14 protein-coding genes are annotated in these 16678 nt (G+C 68.4%); 3 read left to right on the top strand and 11 right to left on the bottom strand.

The window, feature by feature from the left end:
- Positions 1-143: 143 nt before the first annotated feature.
- The 6 genes from QJR12_RS07560 to mshB form a co-directional block, all read right to left on the bottom strand.
- Complete coding sequence (locus tag QJR12_RS07560; protein WP_300580285.1) at positions 144-2486, bottom strand: amino acid permease; 2343 nt, start codon at positions 2484-2486, stop codon at positions 144-146.
- Between the two features lie 13 nt (positions 2487-2499).
- Complete coding sequence (gene dapC, locus QJR12_RS07555; RefSeq protein WP_300580284.1) at positions 2500-3642, bottom strand: succinyldiaminopimelate transaminase; 1143 nt, start codon at positions 3640-3642, stop codon at positions 2500-2502.
- Between the two features lie 23 nt (positions 3643-3665).
- Entirely contained in the window at positions 3666-3992 is a 327-nt protein-coding gene (gene fdxA, locus QJR12_RS07550) for a ferredoxin (protein ID WP_300580283.1), read from the bottom strand.
- A 184-nt stretch (positions 3993-4176) separates the two neighbouring features.
- Positions 4177-6756: a bifunctional FO biosynthesis protein CofGH gene (locus QJR12_RS07545; RefSeq protein ID WP_300580281.1), complete on the bottom strand. Its 2580-nt coding sequence runs from the start codon at positions 6754-6756 to the stop codon at positions 4177-4179.
- 10 nt (positions 6757-6766) lie between these two features.
- Entirely contained in the window at positions 6767-7198 is a 432-nt protein-coding gene (locus tag QJR12_RS07540; RefSeq protein ID WP_300580280.1) for a hypothetical protein, read from the bottom strand.
- On the bottom strand, positions 7195-8088 hold the full coding sequence (gene mshB, locus QJR12_RS07535; RefSeq protein ID WP_300580278.1) for an N-acetyl-1-D-myo-inositol-2-amino-2-deoxy-alpha-D-glucopyranoside deacetylase: 894 nt from the start codon (positions 8086-8088) through the stop codon (positions 7195-7197). The genes QJR12_RS07540 and mshB overlap by 4 nt, the downstream gene beginning before the upstream one ends.
- A 108-nt stretch (positions 8089-8196) precedes the next feature.
- On the opposite strand from mshB, the gene QJR12_RS07530 reads away from it, so the two are divergent.
- Positions 8197-8826: a TetR/AcrR family transcriptional regulator gene (locus QJR12_RS07530; RefSeq protein WP_300580277.1), complete on the top strand. Its 630-nt coding sequence runs from the start codon at positions 8197-8199 to the stop codon at positions 8824-8826.
- 7 nt (positions 8827-8833) lie between these two features.
- Here QJR12_RS07530 and QJR12_RS07525 read toward each other — a convergent pair whose 3' ends face one another.
- The 4 genes from QJR12_RS07525 to QJR12_RS07510 all read right to left on the bottom strand — a co-directional run bounded on the left by QJR12_RS07525 (position 8834) and on the right by QJR12_RS07510 (position 14043).
- Positions 8834-9571: a class I SAM-dependent methyltransferase gene (locus tag QJR12_RS07525; protein WP_300580275.1), complete on the bottom strand. Its 738-nt coding sequence runs from the start codon at positions 9569-9571 to the stop codon at positions 8834-8836.
- Positions 9572-9602: 31 nt separating this feature from the next.
- A complete protein-coding gene (locus QJR12_RS07520; RefSeq protein WP_300580273.1) occupies positions 9603-11498 on the bottom strand; it encodes an ABC transporter family substrate-binding protein in 1896 nt (631 codons plus the stop codon).
- A gap of 101 nt (positions 11499-11599) precedes the next feature.
- Positions 11600-13498 (bottom strand): translational GTPase TypA, encoded by a 1899-nt coding sequence (typA, locus tag QJR12_RS07515; protein WP_300580272.1) that lies wholly within the window; start codon positions 13496-13498, stop codon positions 11600-11602.
- A 143-nt stretch (positions 13499-13641) separates the two neighbouring features.
- Positions 13642-14043, bottom strand: coding sequence for an NUDIX domain-containing protein (locus QJR12_RS07510; protein WP_300580270.1), 402 nt, complete (start codon positions 14041-14043; stop codon positions 13642-13644).
- Positions 14044-14070: 27 nt separating this feature from the next.
- Between QJR12_RS07510 and QJR12_RS07505 the strand changes: the two genes are divergently transcribed.
- Positions 14071-14355, top strand: a complete 285-nt coding sequence (locus QJR12_RS07505; RefSeq protein WP_300580269.1) for a 4a-hydroxytetrahydrobiopterin dehydratase — start codon at positions 14071-14073, stop codon at positions 14353-14355.
- Here QJR12_RS07505 and QJR12_RS07500 read toward each other — a convergent pair.
- A complete protein-coding gene (locus tag QJR12_RS07500; protein WP_300580267.1) occupies positions 14352-15716 on the bottom strand; it encodes a mannosyltransferase in 1365 nt (454 codons plus the stop codon). The genes QJR12_RS07505 and QJR12_RS07500 overlap by 4 nt on opposite strands.
- Positions 15717-15907: 191 nt before the next feature.
- On the opposite strand from QJR12_RS07500, the gene QJR12_RS07495 reads away from it, so the two are divergent.
- A complete protein-coding gene (locus QJR12_RS07495) occupies positions 15908-16573 on the top strand; it encodes a hypothetical protein (protein ID WP_300580265.1) in 666 nt (221 codons plus the stop codon).
- The last annotated feature ends 105 nt before the right edge of the window (positions 16574-16678 follow it).

Genomic DNA, 16678 nt, shown 5'->3' with positions numbered 1-16678 from the left:
GAAACCGTCGAATGAATTTTTAGCGGTGCCGCAAACCAACGTGTTGCGGCATCGTTGCCAACATGTTTCGTCCTGTTTCCAGTTGACTCACCGGCCGAAGACAGGCGTCGAAAGATCGACGGAAAGACCCGGTGCAGGGATCGTTAGGGGTTTGCCGTATCGCCGGAATGTTCGATCACGGTATACGCCGGATCGGCCATCGACATGGGGCCGTTGCCGTGTTGACGGGCCTTCCCGGTGATGCGCAGCCGTTGGCCGGGACGGATGTCGGCGCCGTGCCCCGGTCGAAACGCGATGCGAATATCTCCGCTGTCATCGGCCAGGATTACCCGGCGGAACGTTCGCCGGCGTTTGGCGACGTCCTCGACCTGGCGAACACAGCCTTCGATGGTGGCCCGCTGTCCGGGAATCAGGCCCTGGATCGCAACGACGGGCGCCGGGTGCTCAGGGTGCTGAGCGTGCTCATACGCCTCAAAGTCCTGCCCTTGGCCCAAAAGAATTCGCGCCTCAACTTTCGCGAGTTTCCGCGCGATGCGCTGGCCGAAGAGGTCGGGAAACGCTTCCCTGATCCGGGACTTCACATCATAGGGCACGATCGTGGCGGCAGCGTCGGAGATCCCGCTGATCGCCCGGGAGATCTTGTCGGCGGTGCGGTCATGCAGCAACCGGCCCAGCAGCGGCGGGTAGGTGCGACGGGGCAGCAGCACGGTCACGTTGGTGTCGGGGTATTGGTCTCGCGCGGCGACGACGAGCTCTTGTGCAGCCCGGATGAGCTGCCGGTCCGGGCAGTCCACAATCCGCAGCGGGATGTCGAGGTTGAAACGATTCCAGCGTTCCCGTAGCCGCGCGGCATGAGCCGCGTCGACCATGAAATGCACGGCGGTCAGCTCGTCGGCGCGTAATCCCTTTCCATAGCGCAGCGCCTCGAGCACCGCCAGGTCCAGCGAGCTCACCAGGATGAAGACCCGGTGGCGGGCATACTTCACCACGTCGGGGCGGTCGGTGCGGGACGCCTCGAGAATCGCGGCCTCGGCCCGGTACTCCAGGTTGAGGCGGATCAGCGCGAACACCAGTAAGGGAAAGACAACGACTACCAGCCAGGCGCCCTCGGTGAACTTCGCTACCGCGAAGATCCCCACCACCAGTGTCGACAAAATCCCCGCCGACAGGTTGATCACCAGCTTGTGCCGCCAGCCGGGCTCCCGGTGCGTCAGATGGTGTTTGGTCATGCCATAACCGGCCATCGCGAATCCGCTGAACACACCCATCGCGAACAGCGGCACCAGGGCATTGACCGAGCCTCCGGTGACCACCAGCAGCACCACCGCGAGCGTCGTGAGAGTGATGATGCCGTTGGAGAACACCAGGCGGTAACCGCGTTTCATCAGCTGACGCGGCAGGAAACGGTCCTCCGCAACAAAACTGGCCAACGCGGGGAAACCGTTGAAGCTGGAGTTCGCGCCGGTGTACAAGATGGCCGCGCTTAATGCCTGGACGAGCAGATACAAGGTGTTCCCGATCACCCCGCTACCGAATACCGCCCGGGCGATCTCGGAAAGCATCGACGGATATTCCGAAACGTACGGGGTGGCGTGGGTGACGTGCACCAGATAGGCGACCCCGGCTAACAAAAACCCGAGGATACAAGCCATCGCGGTGAGGACCCGGCGCGCGTTAAGACCCTGCGGGCGACGGAAGATATTCACCGTGTTGGAGATCGCCTCCACCCCGGTCAGCGACGTGCCGCCATTGGCGAACGCGCGCAGCAACACCAGAATCGTCGCGCCCATCACCAACCCATTCCCCTGATGGACCGGCACCGCTCCGGGCAGGTGTTGCGGATCGTATACCGGTAAGCCCCAGACAATTTCGCGGACCACGCCGACGACGATCACCAGCGTGATCATGGTCACGAAAGAGTAGGTCGCCGCAGCGAACGGCCGGCCCGCTTCGCGCAATCCGCGCAGGTTGGCATAACAGATGAGCAATACGACCGCGATGGTGATCTCCAGGCTGTAGGGGCCCAATGGACGGATCGCCGAGGCCACCGCCACCGTGCCCGCAGCGCACTGGATCGCGACCGTGACCACATAGTCGATTAACAGGGCGGCGGCGGCGACTTGCGCTACCCGGGGGCCGAAATTATCCCGCGCCACGATGTAGGAGCCACCGGCATGGGTATAGGCCATGACAACCTGCCGATACGACGCGGCCACCAGCGCCAGGATCAGCAAGATCACTCCCGTGATGGGTAGCACCAACACGAATGCGGCCGGTCCGGCATGCGGCAGCAACTCGATCATGATTTGTTCGGGGCCATAGGCGGTCGATGAAATCGCGTCAGGGGAAAGCGCGCCGAGAGCAACGGGATTGGACAATCTTTCGGACTTAAGCTCCTCCCTGACCAAGGGTTTACCCAGGAGGAGCCGCTTGACGACGTCCGTGAACGCCAGCGGGACGCCGGGCCGGCCCGCCGATGCGGTCATGCGCCGTGTTCCTTCACCGGGGCTCCGAAAAGCGCGCCCTCGCGGGGTCGGTGTCTCTCCCGGGCGACCCGGTTGGCCGCAGCCGGGCAACGGCCGCGGCGATCCGCTCATCGGTGGCGGTCAGCGCCAGCCGCACGTGCCGGGTACCGCGCCGGCCGTAAAACTCCCCCGGGGCCACCAGGATGCCGCGCCGCGCCAGCCAGTCGACGCTCGCGCGGCATGGCTCGTCGCGGGTGGCCCACAGGTATAACCCCGCTTCGGAATGATCCACGGTGAAACCGGCCGATCGAAGAGCCGCCAACAGCGCAGTTCGCCGGCGCGCATAGCGGTCTCGCTGCTCGCGCTGGTGGGTGTCGTCATCGAGGGCGGCGACCATGGCCGCCTGCACCGGCGTCGGCACCATCATCCCGGTGTGTCTGCGCACCGCCAGCAGCTCGGCCACCACCGTGGGGTCGCCGGCAACGAAACCGGCCCGGTAGCCGGCCAGCGATGAGCTCTTCGACAACGAGTGCACCGCCAGCAGGCCGGTGTGATCCCCGTCGCACACCGCGGGATGCAGCACCGACAACGGCCGGGCATCCCAACCCAGGTTCAGGTAGCACTCGTCGGACACCACCAGCACGCCGCGCTCCCGCGCCCACCCGACGACCTCGCGCAGGTGGTCGCCGCCCAGCACCCGTCCGGTCGGGTTGCCCGGGGAGTTCAGGTACACCAGCGCCGGCGGTGGGTCCACCCCGGTCGGCGAGTCCGAGCGCAACACCCGGGCCCCGGCCAGCCGGGCGCCGACTTCATAGGTCGGATACGCCAGCTCGGGCGCCACCACCAGATCGCCGGCGCCCAGGCCCAGCAGCGTCGGCAACCACGCGATCAGCTCCTTGGTGCCGATCACCGGCAGCACGGCCGCCTCGGTCAGTCCGGTGACGCCGTAGCGGCGCGCCAGCGCGGCCACCATCGACCTGCGCAGTGTCGTGGTGCCGGCGGTCGCGGGATAGCCCGGTGCGGCGGCGGCCGCCACCAGCGCATCCCGGATCCGCGGCGCCACCGGGTCGACCGGCGTGCCGACGGACAAGTCGACGATGCCGTCCGGGTGGGCCCGGGCCAGCGCCCGTGCCTCGGCCAGCGTGTCCCAGGGAAACACCGGCAGGGACGCCGACACCCGCCGGCGACCCACGGACCCGTTCAGGCGCTCTCGCCCTGCGGCGGCAGATCCTTGACTAGCTGCGGATCGTTCTCGGTCATCCCCACCTTCGCCGCGCCGCCCGGCGACCCGAGTTCGGCGAAGAACTCGGCGTTGATCTGGGTGTAGTGACTCCACTGCTCGGGAACGTCGTCTTCATAGAAGATCGCCTCGACCGGACAGACGGGCTCGCAGGCTCCGCAGTCCACACATTCGTCGGGGTGGATGTAGAGCATCCGCGCGCCCTCGTAGATGCAGTCGACCGGGCACTCCTCGACGCACGCCTTGTCCTTGATGTCGACGCACGGTTCGGCGATCGTGTACGTCACGAAAGTCTCCTCCACATGCTGGTAGCTGACCCCTGCTTTCCGCCCCGCGAAGGACGCCCCGGGAAGGCGCTTACGGTATCCGATCCCGGTAGCCGAAGCCCTATCCCCAGTGTGCCCTAAAGCTTTCGCTTCGCGAAAATCGGCTGCGTGGTTACCGATACTAAACGTCGCAGACACCGCCCAATCAGGTGCCCCGGGCCGCACGAATCCGCTGTGTCCCCGCAAAGACCGCCGGTGCGATGCTGCCCGCGACGGGCGCGTAGGTGGTGGTGCGCTGTCGGGCGGGTCGGCCGATGCCGGCGGCGATGGCGATCAACTCCGGGACCGTCTTGGCCGACCCGTGTTCCGAGCCGGCCATGCGCGAGATGGTCTCCTCCATCAGCGTTCCGCCCAGATCATCGGCGCCACCGTTGAGCATCACCCGGCTGCCCTGCACACCGAGCTTGACCCAACTGGTCTGGATGTGAGAGATCCGCCCGTGCAACATGATCCGCGCGAGCGCGTGCACGGCCCGGTTGTCGCGGTGGCTGGGCCCGGGCCGGGACGCGCCGGCCAGATACAGTGGCGAATTCTGATGCACGAACGGCAACGGCACGAACTCGGTGAAGCCCCCGGTGCGGTCTTGGATGTCGCGCAGCACGTTCAGGTGAGCAACCCAGTGCCGGGGGCTGTCGACGTGCCCGTACATCATCGTCGAGCTCGACGGCAGGCCCACCTCGTGCGCCGTCGTGACGATCTCGATCCACAGCGACGTCGGCAATTTGCCTTTGGTTAGCACCCAGCGCACCTCGTCGTCGAGGATCTCGGCCGCGGTGCCGGGGATGGTGTCCAGCCCGGCCTCGCGCAGGCTGATCAGCCACTCCCGGATGCTCAGGCCGCTTTTGGTTACCCCGTTGGCGATCTCCATCGGTGAAAACGCGTGCACGTGCATCGACGGCACCCTCGCTTTCACCGCCCGCACCAGATCCGCGTAGCCGCCGACGGGCAACTCGGGGTCAATTCCGCCCTGCATGCACACCTCGGTGGCGCCCGCCACGTGGGCCTCCCAGGCACGCTCGGCCACCTCGGCGACCGACAGCGAGTAAGCGTCGGCGTCGCCCTTGCGCTGCGCGAATGCGCAGAACCGGCACCCGGTGTAACAGATGTTGGTGAAGTTGATGTTGCGGTTCACCACAAAGGTCACGTCGTCGCCGACAACGTCGCGGCGTATCGAATTCGCCAGAGCGGCAACAGCATCCAGTGCCGGCCCCTCGGCGGTGGCCAACGCCAGGTATTGCTTGTCGCTGCAGCCCGCGGGATCGCGCTCCGCCGAACGCAGCGCGCCCAAAACGTCCGTGTCGATGCGTTCGGGCGCACGGATCGCCAGCTCACGCACCCGGTCGCGGATGGTATCCCAATCCCCGAACGCGCTGTCCAGATCGCTGCGGGCCTCACCGCGGCGGCCCTCGGCATCGATGGCCGTATGCAGGTCCACCCGGCCGGAGGAGACCACCTCGTCGGGCTCCTGCCACGCCCTGCCCACCGGATTGACGTCGCGAGCCAGGCCGGTCGCCGGATCGGCCAGCGCCAGCACATGCCCACGCACCCGGGGGTCGATCCACGCCGCGCCCGCCCGCACGTACTTGGGGTGCACCGTGAGCCGCTGCACCAGCTCATAGCCCGCCTCCGCGGTGACCGCGGCCAGCTCATCTAAAGCGGGCCATGGACATTCGGGGTTGACATGATCCGGTGTCAGCGGTGAGACACCTCCCCAGTCGTCCACGCCGGCGCCGATCAGCGCCAGCCGCTCGCTGCGGGACACCAGGTTGGGCGGTGCCTGAATGCGCATCCCGGGGCCAAGCACCAGCCGCGCCACCGCCACCGTCGCCAGCAAATCGTCGATGCCGGCGTCGGGCATCGCGGCCATCGCGGTGTGTTCCTTGGCCCGGAAGTTCTGCACGATCACTTCCTGGATATGCCCGAACTCCTTGTGCAACTTGCGAATTGCGTGCAAGGTGTCGGCCCGTTCCTGCTGCGTCTCGCCGATGCCGACCAGCAGGCCGGTGGTAAACGGGATGGATAACCGGCCGGCGTCGGTTAAAACGCGCAATCGGACCGCGGGATCTTTGTCGGGGCTGCCGTAATGCGCGAGTCCCCTGGTCTCGAAGAGCCGCCGCGACGTCGTCTCCAGCATCATGCCCATTGACGGCGCCACCGGTTTCAGCCGCGACATCTCCGACCAGCTCATCACACCCGGATTCAGGTGCGGCAGCAGCCCGGTCTCCTCCAGCACCCGGATCGCCATCGCCCGCACATAGGACAACGTGGAGTCATATCCGCGTTGGGCGAGCCACTCCCGGGCCTCCGCCCAGCGATCCTCCGGCCGGTCGCCGAGGGTGAATAACGCTTCCTTGCAACCAAGTTCGGCGCCGCTACGGGCAATGTCGACGATCTCGCCGGGTTCCAGATACATGCCCGCCCCGTGGGCGCGCAGCCGGCCCGGAACCCGCACAAACGTGCAGTAGTGGCAAGAGTCACGGCACAACCGGGTGACCGGGATGAACACCTTGCGCGAATAGCTGATCTGCAGCCGCCCGCTCGGGCCGTGCCTGCCGGCCGATCGCAGGCCCGCGTCCCGCACCCGGGCCGCGCTGGCGCACAGGTCGGACAGGTCCTCCCCGCGCGCGGTCATGGCGATGGTCGCCTCGTCGACGTTCAGCGCCACCCCGTCTCGTGCCCGGCGCAACACCCGCCGCAACGCGGCAGACGACGCGATGCCGGCCATGCCCGCCACCTTAGACCCGGGCGACCCTGTTGGCGCCCGGACCCCGGCCGGAGCGGCCCAGCCGGCGACGGTGCCGCCACAACACCCATGCCGGAGGCAGAGAGCCCAGGGTGATCAGCAGCAGCGCACCGTAGGCCATCACGCCGCGACCAGCGAATATTCTGTCGTCGCCGGGACCGCCGAAGCTCATCGCGGCCACCGTCAACACCCAGGTCCACAGCGGCAACGCGGCCACCCGCATGGACTCGGTCCAGTACCGGGCCGCCCACACCACGGCCCCGTTGACCAGACCACTGCCCACCGCGCTGACGGGACACGGGACCGAGCCGATATAGGCGGGCAGCAGCAGAGCGCCGGCTATCGCCGATAGCACACCATCGACGGCCAGCACGGTCAGCACGGCGATGCGCACGGCCGGGCGGCTGTCCACCGGGCGGCTCATTCGCCAAGCCCCAGTCCGGCCAGCAGATCGGTTTCCCAGCCCCGCTTATCGCGGTGTCCGGTGCTGCCGGCGGCCAGGACGTAGTGCTCCCGGGCCAGGATGGGCAGCGCCACGTTATTCGACAGCGCACACGCCCGGCCGGTGGGGCCGACGGTGACCTGAGTCGCGTGCGCGGCGAGCGCCGCGACCTTGTTGGGCAATACGTCCGGGGCGTCGATGACGGTGTCGATCTGCTCGTCCGGGTACCCGAAGCCGCCGAAATCATGATCGGGCGACGGGACCACCCATTCGGGTCGCACATCGTCGGAACCCAGTTCCCGCCAGCCCGCCGCCAGCGCCGCCGTCGCCATCACCGTCCAGTACACCTTCGGCACCGCCCACGGCGCGCCCGGGAACCCGCTGGCGGCGGCCGCGGCCACCGCCGCCGTGGTGACGGCGTGGGCGCGCACGTGATCGGGATGCCCGTAGCCCCCCTTGGGGTCGTAGGTGACCACGACATGGGGGCGGTGTTCGCGGATGATCGACACCAGCGCGCCGACGGCCTCCCGGTCGTCGGAGTCGACGAACTTCTGCCGGCGCCGACGCGGGGTGCCGGGCATCCCGGAATCACGCCAGCGACCGGCCCCGCCGAGAAAGAGGGGTTCCTCGACGCCCAGCGCGCGCAATGCCGCGGTGAGCTCGCCAATGCGGTAGCCGCCGAGTTGGTCGGCGTGGTCGGCGGTGAGCTGGGCCCAGCGGTCGCCGATGACCTCGCCCTCCTCGCCGAGGGTGCAGGTGACGACGTGCACCCGCGCGCCTCGGGCGGTGTAGTGCGCGATGGTGGCTCCGGTGCTGATGGTCTCGTCGTCGGGATGTGCATGCACGAACAACAGCCGCGGCGTCTCCTGCATGGGCGCACCATACCGGCGCCGGGCCGGCTAACCGCCACGGGCACCTCCGGTCGCCCGCACGGCAGCGAGCTCCGATAAATAGGAACGCTAGCGGCTACTATCGTGAGGATGCCGCAGCAGCGCACCCAAACCCGGGCGGTTCGCAGTCGCCGTCGAGGCGCGGTCCTCGAGCGAGCGTTGTTCGAGGCCACATTAGCCGAACTGGCCGCTCTGGGCTACGGCGGGCTGACGATGGAGGGGATCGCGGCACGCGCCCGAACCGGCAAGGCCGCGTTGTATCGGCGCTGGGCCAGCAAGCACGACCTGGTGCGGGCCGCCTTGCGTTATGCGGTGCCGCCGCTGCCCGAGCCCCGTCCCGACCGGTCGGCGCGGGAAAATCTGCTGGCGGTGTTTGCCGCGCACTGCGACGTCCTGGCGGGTAAGACCGCGTTCCCCAGCCTGGCCATTATGGGCCAGCTGATTCACGAACCCGAACTGCGTGCCATCTTCGCCGACGCCGTGGTCGCCCCCCGGTTGCGGATCATCGAATCGATCCTGCGCGCCGGCGTGGACAGCGGCGAAATCGATGCCGCCACGCTGACCCCGCTGACCGCGCGGGTCGGGCCGGCGCTGATCAACCAGCATCTCCTGCTCACCGGGTCGCCGCCGAACCGCCGGCAACTCATCCGGATCGTGGATACCGTCATCGCGCACCGCGCCCCGAGAGAGCACCGACGACGAAGCGACGCACTCGATTAGCCGCGGCTCAATCCACCCGGGTGGCCACGACGGCCCACACCGGCAGGTGAACCCGATGGTTTTCCAGCAGCGGCGCGATAACCCGAATCCGCTCTTGTAACGGCTTAAACCGGGCCGCCTCGGCCCGCGGATCCATCGTCTTTTCCATGAACGCCAACGTCTCCGGCCCGAAGATACCCACATAGGTTGAGGTGCCCAGGTAGTCGACGCGCCATCCGGCCGGGCCGAGAACCCGCTCGAAGTTGTCGGCCGCCAAGCCGTCGATCTGCACGCCGTTGACGTTGTGGCGGCCGAATTCGAACATGAACAGCCGCGCGCCCGGTTTGGTGGCCCGATGCAGTGCCTGCGCGTACCGGGCCTGGGTCTGCTCATCATCGCTGAATACGTGATAGAACGCGCTGTCGACCACGGTGTCGAAGCGGCCGTCGAACCCTTGCAGCTTCGTCGCGTCGGCCACCTGGAAGTCCACCCGGACCCCGGCCCTCTCGGCGTTGCGCTTGGCCAGCTCAATCGCCGTCGGTGAGCCATCGATCCCGGTTGTCGGATAACCTTGTGACGCAAAGAAAATCGCGTGATGCCCCGGCCCGGTCCCCGGGTCGAGCACCTCGCCGCGGACCGCACCGTAGGCCACCAGCTGTTGGACCACCGGCTGCGGCCCCCCGATGTCCCAGGGCGCCAGCACTTCGCCGGCGCGCTCGGCACCGTACAACACTTCGAAATCCGGTCGGATGGTCTCGTCGGCCATCGTGTGCCCCCTATCGTCGTCAGCGGCCACGCTACCGCCTGATCTTTAGCCACTGACCGGCGTCGGCGACGATACCGACCGGCACCGCCCCGGACAGGCTGACGTTTTGCACGCTCGGGCCCGCGGCCACGATGGTGGTGTCTTGCAGAATCGGCAGCACCGTCGACATCTCCCAGAGCCGAGGTTCGACATCATCGATCACCTCGTTGATGTCCTTGGTGCCGTTGAGGGCCGCGTCGATATCCGGCTGGATGGCCCGATCGCAGATTCCGGTGATGTTCGACGGCGCCTGCACCAGCGCGCCGGGGTCAAGCGTCCGGGCGGGCGTTGTCGTCGGGGTCGCCGAGACGCTGGCGCGGTTCGCGGAGGACTTGGTGGGAGCCGCAGAGGTGGCGGCCGGCGGCCCGCCCGACGTCGACACCGGGGTGGCCTCCAGCGCCGGACAGCCGTACCGGGAGGCCAGCAGCGTGGCGAGATCCCCGCCGGCTTGGCGCCAGCCCACAATGGCGTCCACCCGGTTGTCGACCAGCGCCTCACGGTAGAGCACCACCGGGTCCAGCGCCAGCACCGTCGCGGCGATCCCGGCGTTGCGCAGCTGATCGGCGGCCGTGTTGGCCACCGCCACCGACGTCGGGTCGTTCGACGCGACACCGATGACCAGGGACAGCTGCTTGCCGTCTCGGGTGATGCGGCCGCGGGTGAATTCGGGCGGCCGGGTGGTTGCCGGGGCCGCGTCCCCGGCCGGGGGCTCCACCGTCGCGGAGGTGTCACTGTCGATTCGGTAGCCGGCCCCCTGCAACAGCTCCAGCGCCGCCGCCTTGGTCATCGCGGGTGGGGCGGTCGGCACGTAGCCGGGGTCGCTGGGCGAGCGGATCTGCGCCTGATCCAGGGTGACGGTGTTGTCGCTGCCGGCACCCACGGCGGCCAGCAGGTCGACGTCAAGCAGCCCGAAAATCGCCTTGCGGACCTGGGGGTCGGCCAGCTTGGGCAGGTTCGCGCGCAACGTGAGCTGCATGACCCGCGGTGACATGATTCGCCCCGTTCGCACCTCCGGAATGGCGGACAGCTGGGCGAACGCCGTAGACCCGCCGTGCACCTGGGCCACTTGGGTGTCGCCGTTGCGGATGGAATCGGCCAGCGCAGCCGGTGAACCGGCCCGGCGGAAGAGGATGAGATCGGGTTTGGCCGGCGGCCCCCAGTAACGGTCGTTGCGGGCGAGCAGGATCTCGTCTCGCTGCGGGTCGATGGTCTCCACCCGAAACTGGCCGCCGGTCACGGGCAGGGCGCGGGCCAGCCCGGCCGGGAAACCACCCGGCACGTCCTTGACGATGTGTGCCGGCAGGATGTTGCTGAACAACTCCCGCCAGGCGGGGTACTGCTGGGAGAAGGTGACGACCGCCTGTTTGCCGCCGTCGATCGACTGCACCCCGGTGATCAGGTCGTAACCGGCCGGGTCGACGACACCCGGCTGGCTGACCATCTGCCGCCACAGATACCAGAAGTCGTCGGCGGCGATCGGAGCGTTGTCGGTCCATTGCGCCTCGGGCCGGATCTTGTAGGTCACCGTGAACGGGTCTTCGCTGGTCACCTCGGCGGACACCAGCAGCGTCGAGTCGATCTCCCACCGCGACCCGGTCGGCGTGCTGGGGTCCGGCACCGGCCGAAACGCGCTGGGCAGCACGAGGGTGCTGATCGCGGCGTTTACCGCCGACAGATCCGACAGCAGATGCGGGTTGAAGCCCGCGCCGATCGAGTCGATGCCCACGATGATCTGCATGACCCGGGGCGGCGGGGGCGGCGCACTTTTCGAGGTCTCGGTGCTTTGCGGCGCCGGCGGCGGGTGGACGGTGCAACTCGGCAGCACTACCGCCAGAACCAGCGCGCCGAACGTGATAGCGGCGCGGCGGGCTCGTCTCGGCACGCTCATCAGGGTATCGGGGGCCTCGGCGACGGCCCCGCACCTGACACCACGACCACGATCCGGTGTCCGGGAGGGCCGCGCGGTCGAGCGTCCGGCCAGCAGGCGTCTCAACCGCGGGCCTTGGCCCGCGCCCGGCTGCGCAACCTGTCGCTCGCCCGCAGCTGCACCTTCCGGACCCGCACCGCCTCGGGGGTCACCTCGACACATTCGTCGGGGCCACACAATTCCATGGCGCGTTCCAGATCGAGTTCCAGTGGCTTGGCCGGTGTTTCGATGACATCCGCCGTCGACGAGCGGATGTTGGTGAGCTTTTTTTCCCGGGTGACGTTGATGTCGAGATCCTCCGGGCGCGGGTTGATCCCGACGACCATGCCCTCGTAGGTGTCCTGGCCGGGCTCGACGAAGAACTGGCCACGGTCGGCGAGCTGCAGCAACGCATAGGCCGTGATGGTGCCCGAGCGGTCCGAGACCAGCGACCCGGTGTGCCGGCCGCGGACCTCTCCGGCCCACGGGCGGTAACCGTGGAACAGCGCATGCGCATTGCCGGTGCCGCGGGTTTCGGTGAGAAACTCGGTGCGCCACCCGATCAGCCCACGGCTGGGCACCAGGAAATCCATCCGCACCCAGCCGGTGGCGTGGTTGGTCAGCTGCACCAGGCGCCCCTTGCGCGCGGCCATCAACCGGGTGACGCCCCCGATGTACTCCTCCGGGCAGTCGACGGTCAGCGCCTCGAACGGCTCGTGCAGCGTGCCGGCTATCGTCTTGGTCACCACTTGAGGCCTGCCGACCGTCAACTCGAATCCTTCTCGGCGCATCTGCTCCACCAGCACAGCCAGCGCCAGCTCACCCCGGCCCTGGACTTCCCAGGCGTCCGGGCGGCCGATATCTACAACGCGGAGGGAGACGTTGCCAACGAGTTCCGCGTCCAGCCGCGCCTTGACCATCCGCGCGGTCAGCAGGTGCCCGGGCACCTTGCCGGCCAGCGGCGAGGTGTTGATGCCGATCGTCACCGAGATCGCCGGCTCATCGACGGTGATGCGCGGCAGCGCCGCCGGATGCGCCGGGTCGGCCAGCGTATCGCCGATCATGATCTCGGGGATGTCGGCGACCGCGACGATATCGCCCGCGCGGGCTTCCCCGGTCGGCGAACGCTCGATCCCCTCGGTGGCCAGCAGCTCGGTGACCTTGGCTTGGGCGATGACCTGCTCACCGTCGACCGCACGCAGCCACGCCACCTGCTGGCCCCTGCGCAACCGGCCCTGATAGATGCGGACCAGCGCCAGCCGGCCCAGAAACGCCGATGCGTCGAGGTTCGTGACCAGCGCCTGAAGGGGCGCCTCCGGGTCGCCGGTCGGTGCCGGAATATGTTGCAGCAGAGCATCAAACAGCGGGTCGAGGTTCGTGCCGTCGGGAATCTGGCCATCCGGCGGGGCGGTCGTGCTGGCCACCCCGGCGCGACCGGACGCATACAGTGTGGGCAGGGCCAGGGCACGCTCGACCGCTTGCGCGGCGTCGTCGTCGAGGTCATCGGCCCCTTCCAACAGCACATCCAGCAGCAGGTCGTGGCTGGCCCGCACCACCTCGGCGATGCGGGCGTCGGGGCGGTCGGTTTTGTTGACCACGAGGATCACCGGCAACCGCGCGGCGAGCGCTTTACGCAGCACGAATCGCGTTTGCGGCAACGGGCCCTCGGAGGCGTCCACCAGCAGCAGCACCCCGTCGACCATCGACAGCCCGCGCTCTACCTCGCCGCCGAAGTCGGCGTGCCCCGGGGTGTCGATCACATTGATCACCGTCACGGTCCCGTCGCCGTGATGGCGGTGCACCGCGGTGTGCTTCGCCAGAATCGTGATGCCCTTTTCCCGCTCCAGGTCGCCGGTGTCGAGCACGCGCTCGGTCAGCTCACCGCGTTCCCGCAGCGCCCCGGACTGCCGCAACATGGCGTCAACCAGCGTGGTCTTGCCATGGTCGACGTGCGAAACGATCGCGATGTTGCGGAAATCCACGCGGGTGATTCTGACAGCCGGGCGGGATTTTCGCGAAAAGCCCGCCCAGGGGGCGTTCCGGTCGAGGCTGTCGGAGGCGGGCCGGCTACGGTGGCGCCTTGCTCTCGGCGGGGCGGGGCCGTCACCCGCAATCGCGCCGGCGTTCACTGCGCGGTCAACGCACGGCCCAGATCGGCCAGCCAGGCACGGTCGGCGGGCACCCAGTCGATATCGGGCAGTTCGGCCGCCGTCACCCAGCGCAGCGCGCGATGATCGCACGGCCGCGGCCGGCCCCGAACCAGACACACCCGGTAGGCCCGCAGCGTCGTCGTCGCGGTCAGCGCGATGTCCGTGCCGAGGCGTTCACCCACCGCTACATCGTGCGCATCAAGGCCGAGTTCCTCGGCCAATTCACGAGCCAAGGCGGCACGCTCGGTTTCTCCCACGCCGACCTTGCCCCCGGGCAGCTCCCACCGGCCGGCCAACTCCGGCGGCCTCCGCCGCTGCGCCACCAGCACCGTGGAGCCGCGGATGACGGCTCCGGCGACAATGACCCGGTTCGGCACACCGGGTGACGGTATACGGTCTGTGCTATGGCGGTGTTAACGGATGAGCAAGTGGATGCCGCGCTGCCCGAGCTGGCGGGCTGGAAGCGGGTGGAAGGCACCCTGCGTCGCTCGATAAAGTTTCCGTCGTTCATGGCCGGAATCGATGCGGTGCGTCGGGTGGCCGAGCACGCCGAAGCGAAAGATCACCATCCCGACATCGATATCCGTTGGCGGACGGTGACTTTCTCGCTGGTAACGCATTCTGCGGGCGGCATCACCGAGAACGACATAGCGATGGCGCGCGACATCAACGAGATCCTGGGGGTTTAGCCGGGACCCGGCCGAGGGTTGGCGCGCGCCGGGTTGCGCACCGGGCCGGTGATGCCGGCGGCCCGCGGCGGCGGCACATGGCCATGAGTCGTGCCGACCGTCTCCGCGGGCCGTGCCCGGGTGGTCGCGATCCAGGCCAGCGTGGCCAGCGCCGCAACAACGTAGATCAGCCCCGCCCACGCCAGATACCACGGCCGCTCCTGCTGCCAGATGGTGGGTTGCGCGAAGCTCAACAACCAGGGCACCCCGATGATCGTCAACGCGAGCCATCCCCAGCCCAGGGTCCGTGCGCCGCGGCACGCGGAGCGGGGTCCATGGAAAAGCCACATCATCAACGGCACCAGCCACACCCAGTGATGCGTCCAGGAAATCGGCGAAAGCAGCAGCCCGAACAACTCGACCACCAGCAGTCTGCCGAGCCGGTCAGGTTCGGTGTGGCCGGTTCTTCGGTCGGTATCGAGCGCCCGCCAGGCCGCGATCGCCACCACCGCGGTGACGGCGATCGCGGCCAAAACCAGCGGACCATAGCCGGCGTCGTGGCCGAGGATCCGGGAGATCCCGCCGCGCCAAGACTGATTGAACGACGTTGCGACCGGCCCGACGCGATGGACGTCACCCAGCAGCTGGGCGAAGTAGTAGCGAACCTGATCACCGGCGAACACGGCGGACGCGGCGACGCTGGCGAAAAAGACCAGTGCGGAGAACACCACCGTTCCCCAGCGCCGGACACCGACGAAATAGACCCCGGTGATCGCCGGGGTCAACTTCACTCCGGCCGCCAGGCCCACCAGCAGGCCCGATAACCACCACCGCGTGCTGTACACCGCCCACAGGCCCATCAACACCAGCACCACGTTGACCTGCCCGTAGTCGAAAGTTTCCCGCAGGGGCTCGATCCAGATGGTGATCGCCGTCCACAGCATCGCGGCGCGGCGGCCGTGGTCGGCCGGCACGCCGAGCAAGCGCTGGCTAAGGCGCACCACACCGTAGAGCGCGGCGATCGTGCCGACCTGCCAGAAAAACCCGATCAGGCCGAACGGCAGGACGTGCAGCGGGTAAAAGACGACCGCCGCGAACGGCGGATAGGTGAACGGCAGCGGGAAATCCGGGGTCTTCTCGGCGTAGACGTAGCTGTAGAGGCTGCCGGGGTGGTCGATGGCGGCCGCGCCCCCGAGATAGACGTGCAGATCGACGAAGTTCGCGCCGTTGGGCGCCAGATATGTCCAGGCCAGCCGTGCTGCGACGCTCAAAGCCAGCAGCAGCGGCGCGGCAGCGTCCAGCAAGACAGCCTGCCGGCCGGTAGTGGGTGCCGCCGGGGCGGCCACGGTGGTGCCTATCTGCTCGACTTTAGCGACCGCCACCGCTGGCGCTGGTAACACCGGCCGCGCAGAACCGGTGCGTTCGCCGGGGCGCGGTACCCGTCGGCCCGCCCCGGTCACCGCGACCGTTCGTCTGGGTAACGATCACATAACCGTCACACGTGTCACTTGAGTCACTTTGGCAGTGCGAGAACCATCGCGCCTGGACCTGTCGTCGAGAAGCAGGGAGAGTCATGTCACCGATCGGAACGTTATTGCGCACCGCCGCCGTCGTGGCGGGGTCGTCGGCCGCAGTGCTCGTGGCCGGCCCGTGGACTGCCGCCCACGCCGACCCCGCACCGCCGGCCCCGGTTCCCAACGTTGGGGAGCAACTGGTCAATACCGCGGCCAACGCTCCGCAGATGCTGCAAAGTCTGGCGACAGCCCTGGGCGCCACCCCGCCCGCGCCGCCGGCGCCGCCGCCTTTGGCCAGCGCCGCGATCAGAGTGCCGCAGCCACCGTCCGCCGGTGCGGCCTCGGCCGTTCCCGGTGCGGCCTCGGCGGTGCCGGGCATGCCCGGTGCGGCCGCCGCGGTACCGGGCATCATCTCGCCCGTTCCCGGAGCAAACACCGGCATTTCCGGTGTTACCGCCGTTCCGGGGGCAACGGTTCCCGCCCCCGCCGCCGGACCCGCGCAGTTGCTGCCGTCGGCGCAAGTCAACCTGCCCGCAATGCCCTTCCTCCCAACACCGCTGCCGCAACAGGTGTCGTTCCCGGGCGACTTGGCCGCTTTTCTGCCCGGTGCGACGCCTACGCCACCCGGCGCCACCCGGCCGGGCACGGTCGGCGTGCCAGCCGTAGGTGCGATGCCGGCCAGCACGCCAAACCCGTTATTGCTGCCGGTTTCCGCACTGCCCTGACCGGGGTGCCGGCCGGCTGATCGCTCGAGATCGAGAGAAGGCACCGTGCTTCGCAAGAGGAATCCGGGCAAGAGGAATCCGGGCAGCGGTTTCGCCGCTGCCGCC

This window comes from Mycobacterium sp., from assembly GCF_029961025.1.
Taxonomy (GTDB): domain Bacteria; phylum Actinomycetota; class Actinomycetes; order Mycobacteriales; family Mycobacteriaceae; genus Mycobacterium.
The sequence above is the reverse complement of the archived record's forward strand: the minus strand, read 5'-3'. Positions and strand labels throughout refer to the sequence as shown.

Coding starts and splice junctions, on each gene's coding strand:
- QJR12_RS07560 (WP_300580285.1), bottom strand. CDS start 2,486: ATGACCGCATCGGCGGGCCGGCCCGGCGTCCCGCTGGCGTTCACGGAC.
- QJR12_RS07505 (WP_300580269.1), top strand. CDS start 14,071: ATGGCGGTGTTAACGGATGAGCAAGTGGATGCCGCGCTGCCCGAGCTG.
- mshB (WP_300580278.1), bottom strand. CDS start 8,088: ATGCAGGAGACGCCGCGGCTGTTGTTCGTGCATGCACATCCCGACGAC.
- QJR12_RS07495 (WP_300580265.1), top strand. CDS start 15,908: ATGTCACCGATCGGAACGTTATTGCGCACCGCCGCCGTCGTGGCGGGG.
- QJR12_RS07545 (WP_300580281.1), bottom strand. CDS start 6,756: ATGGCCGGCATCGCGTCGTCTGCCGCGTTGCGGCGGGTGTTGCGCCGG.
- QJR12_RS07525 (WP_300580275.1), bottom strand. CDS start 9,571: ATGGCCGACGAGACCATCCGACCGGATTTCGAAGTGTTGTACGGTGCC.
- QJR12_RS07530 (WP_300580277.1), top strand. CDS start 8,197: ATGCCGCAGCAGCGCACCCAAACCCGGGCGGTTCGCAGTCGCCGTCGA.
- QJR12_RS07520 (WP_300580273.1), bottom strand. CDS start 11,498: ATGAGCGTGCCGAGACGAGCCCGCCGCGCCGCTATCACGTTCGGCGCG.
- QJR12_RS07540 (WP_300580280.1), bottom strand. CDS start 7,198: ATGAGCCGCCCGGTGGACAGCCGCCCGGCCGTGCGCATCGCCGTGCTG.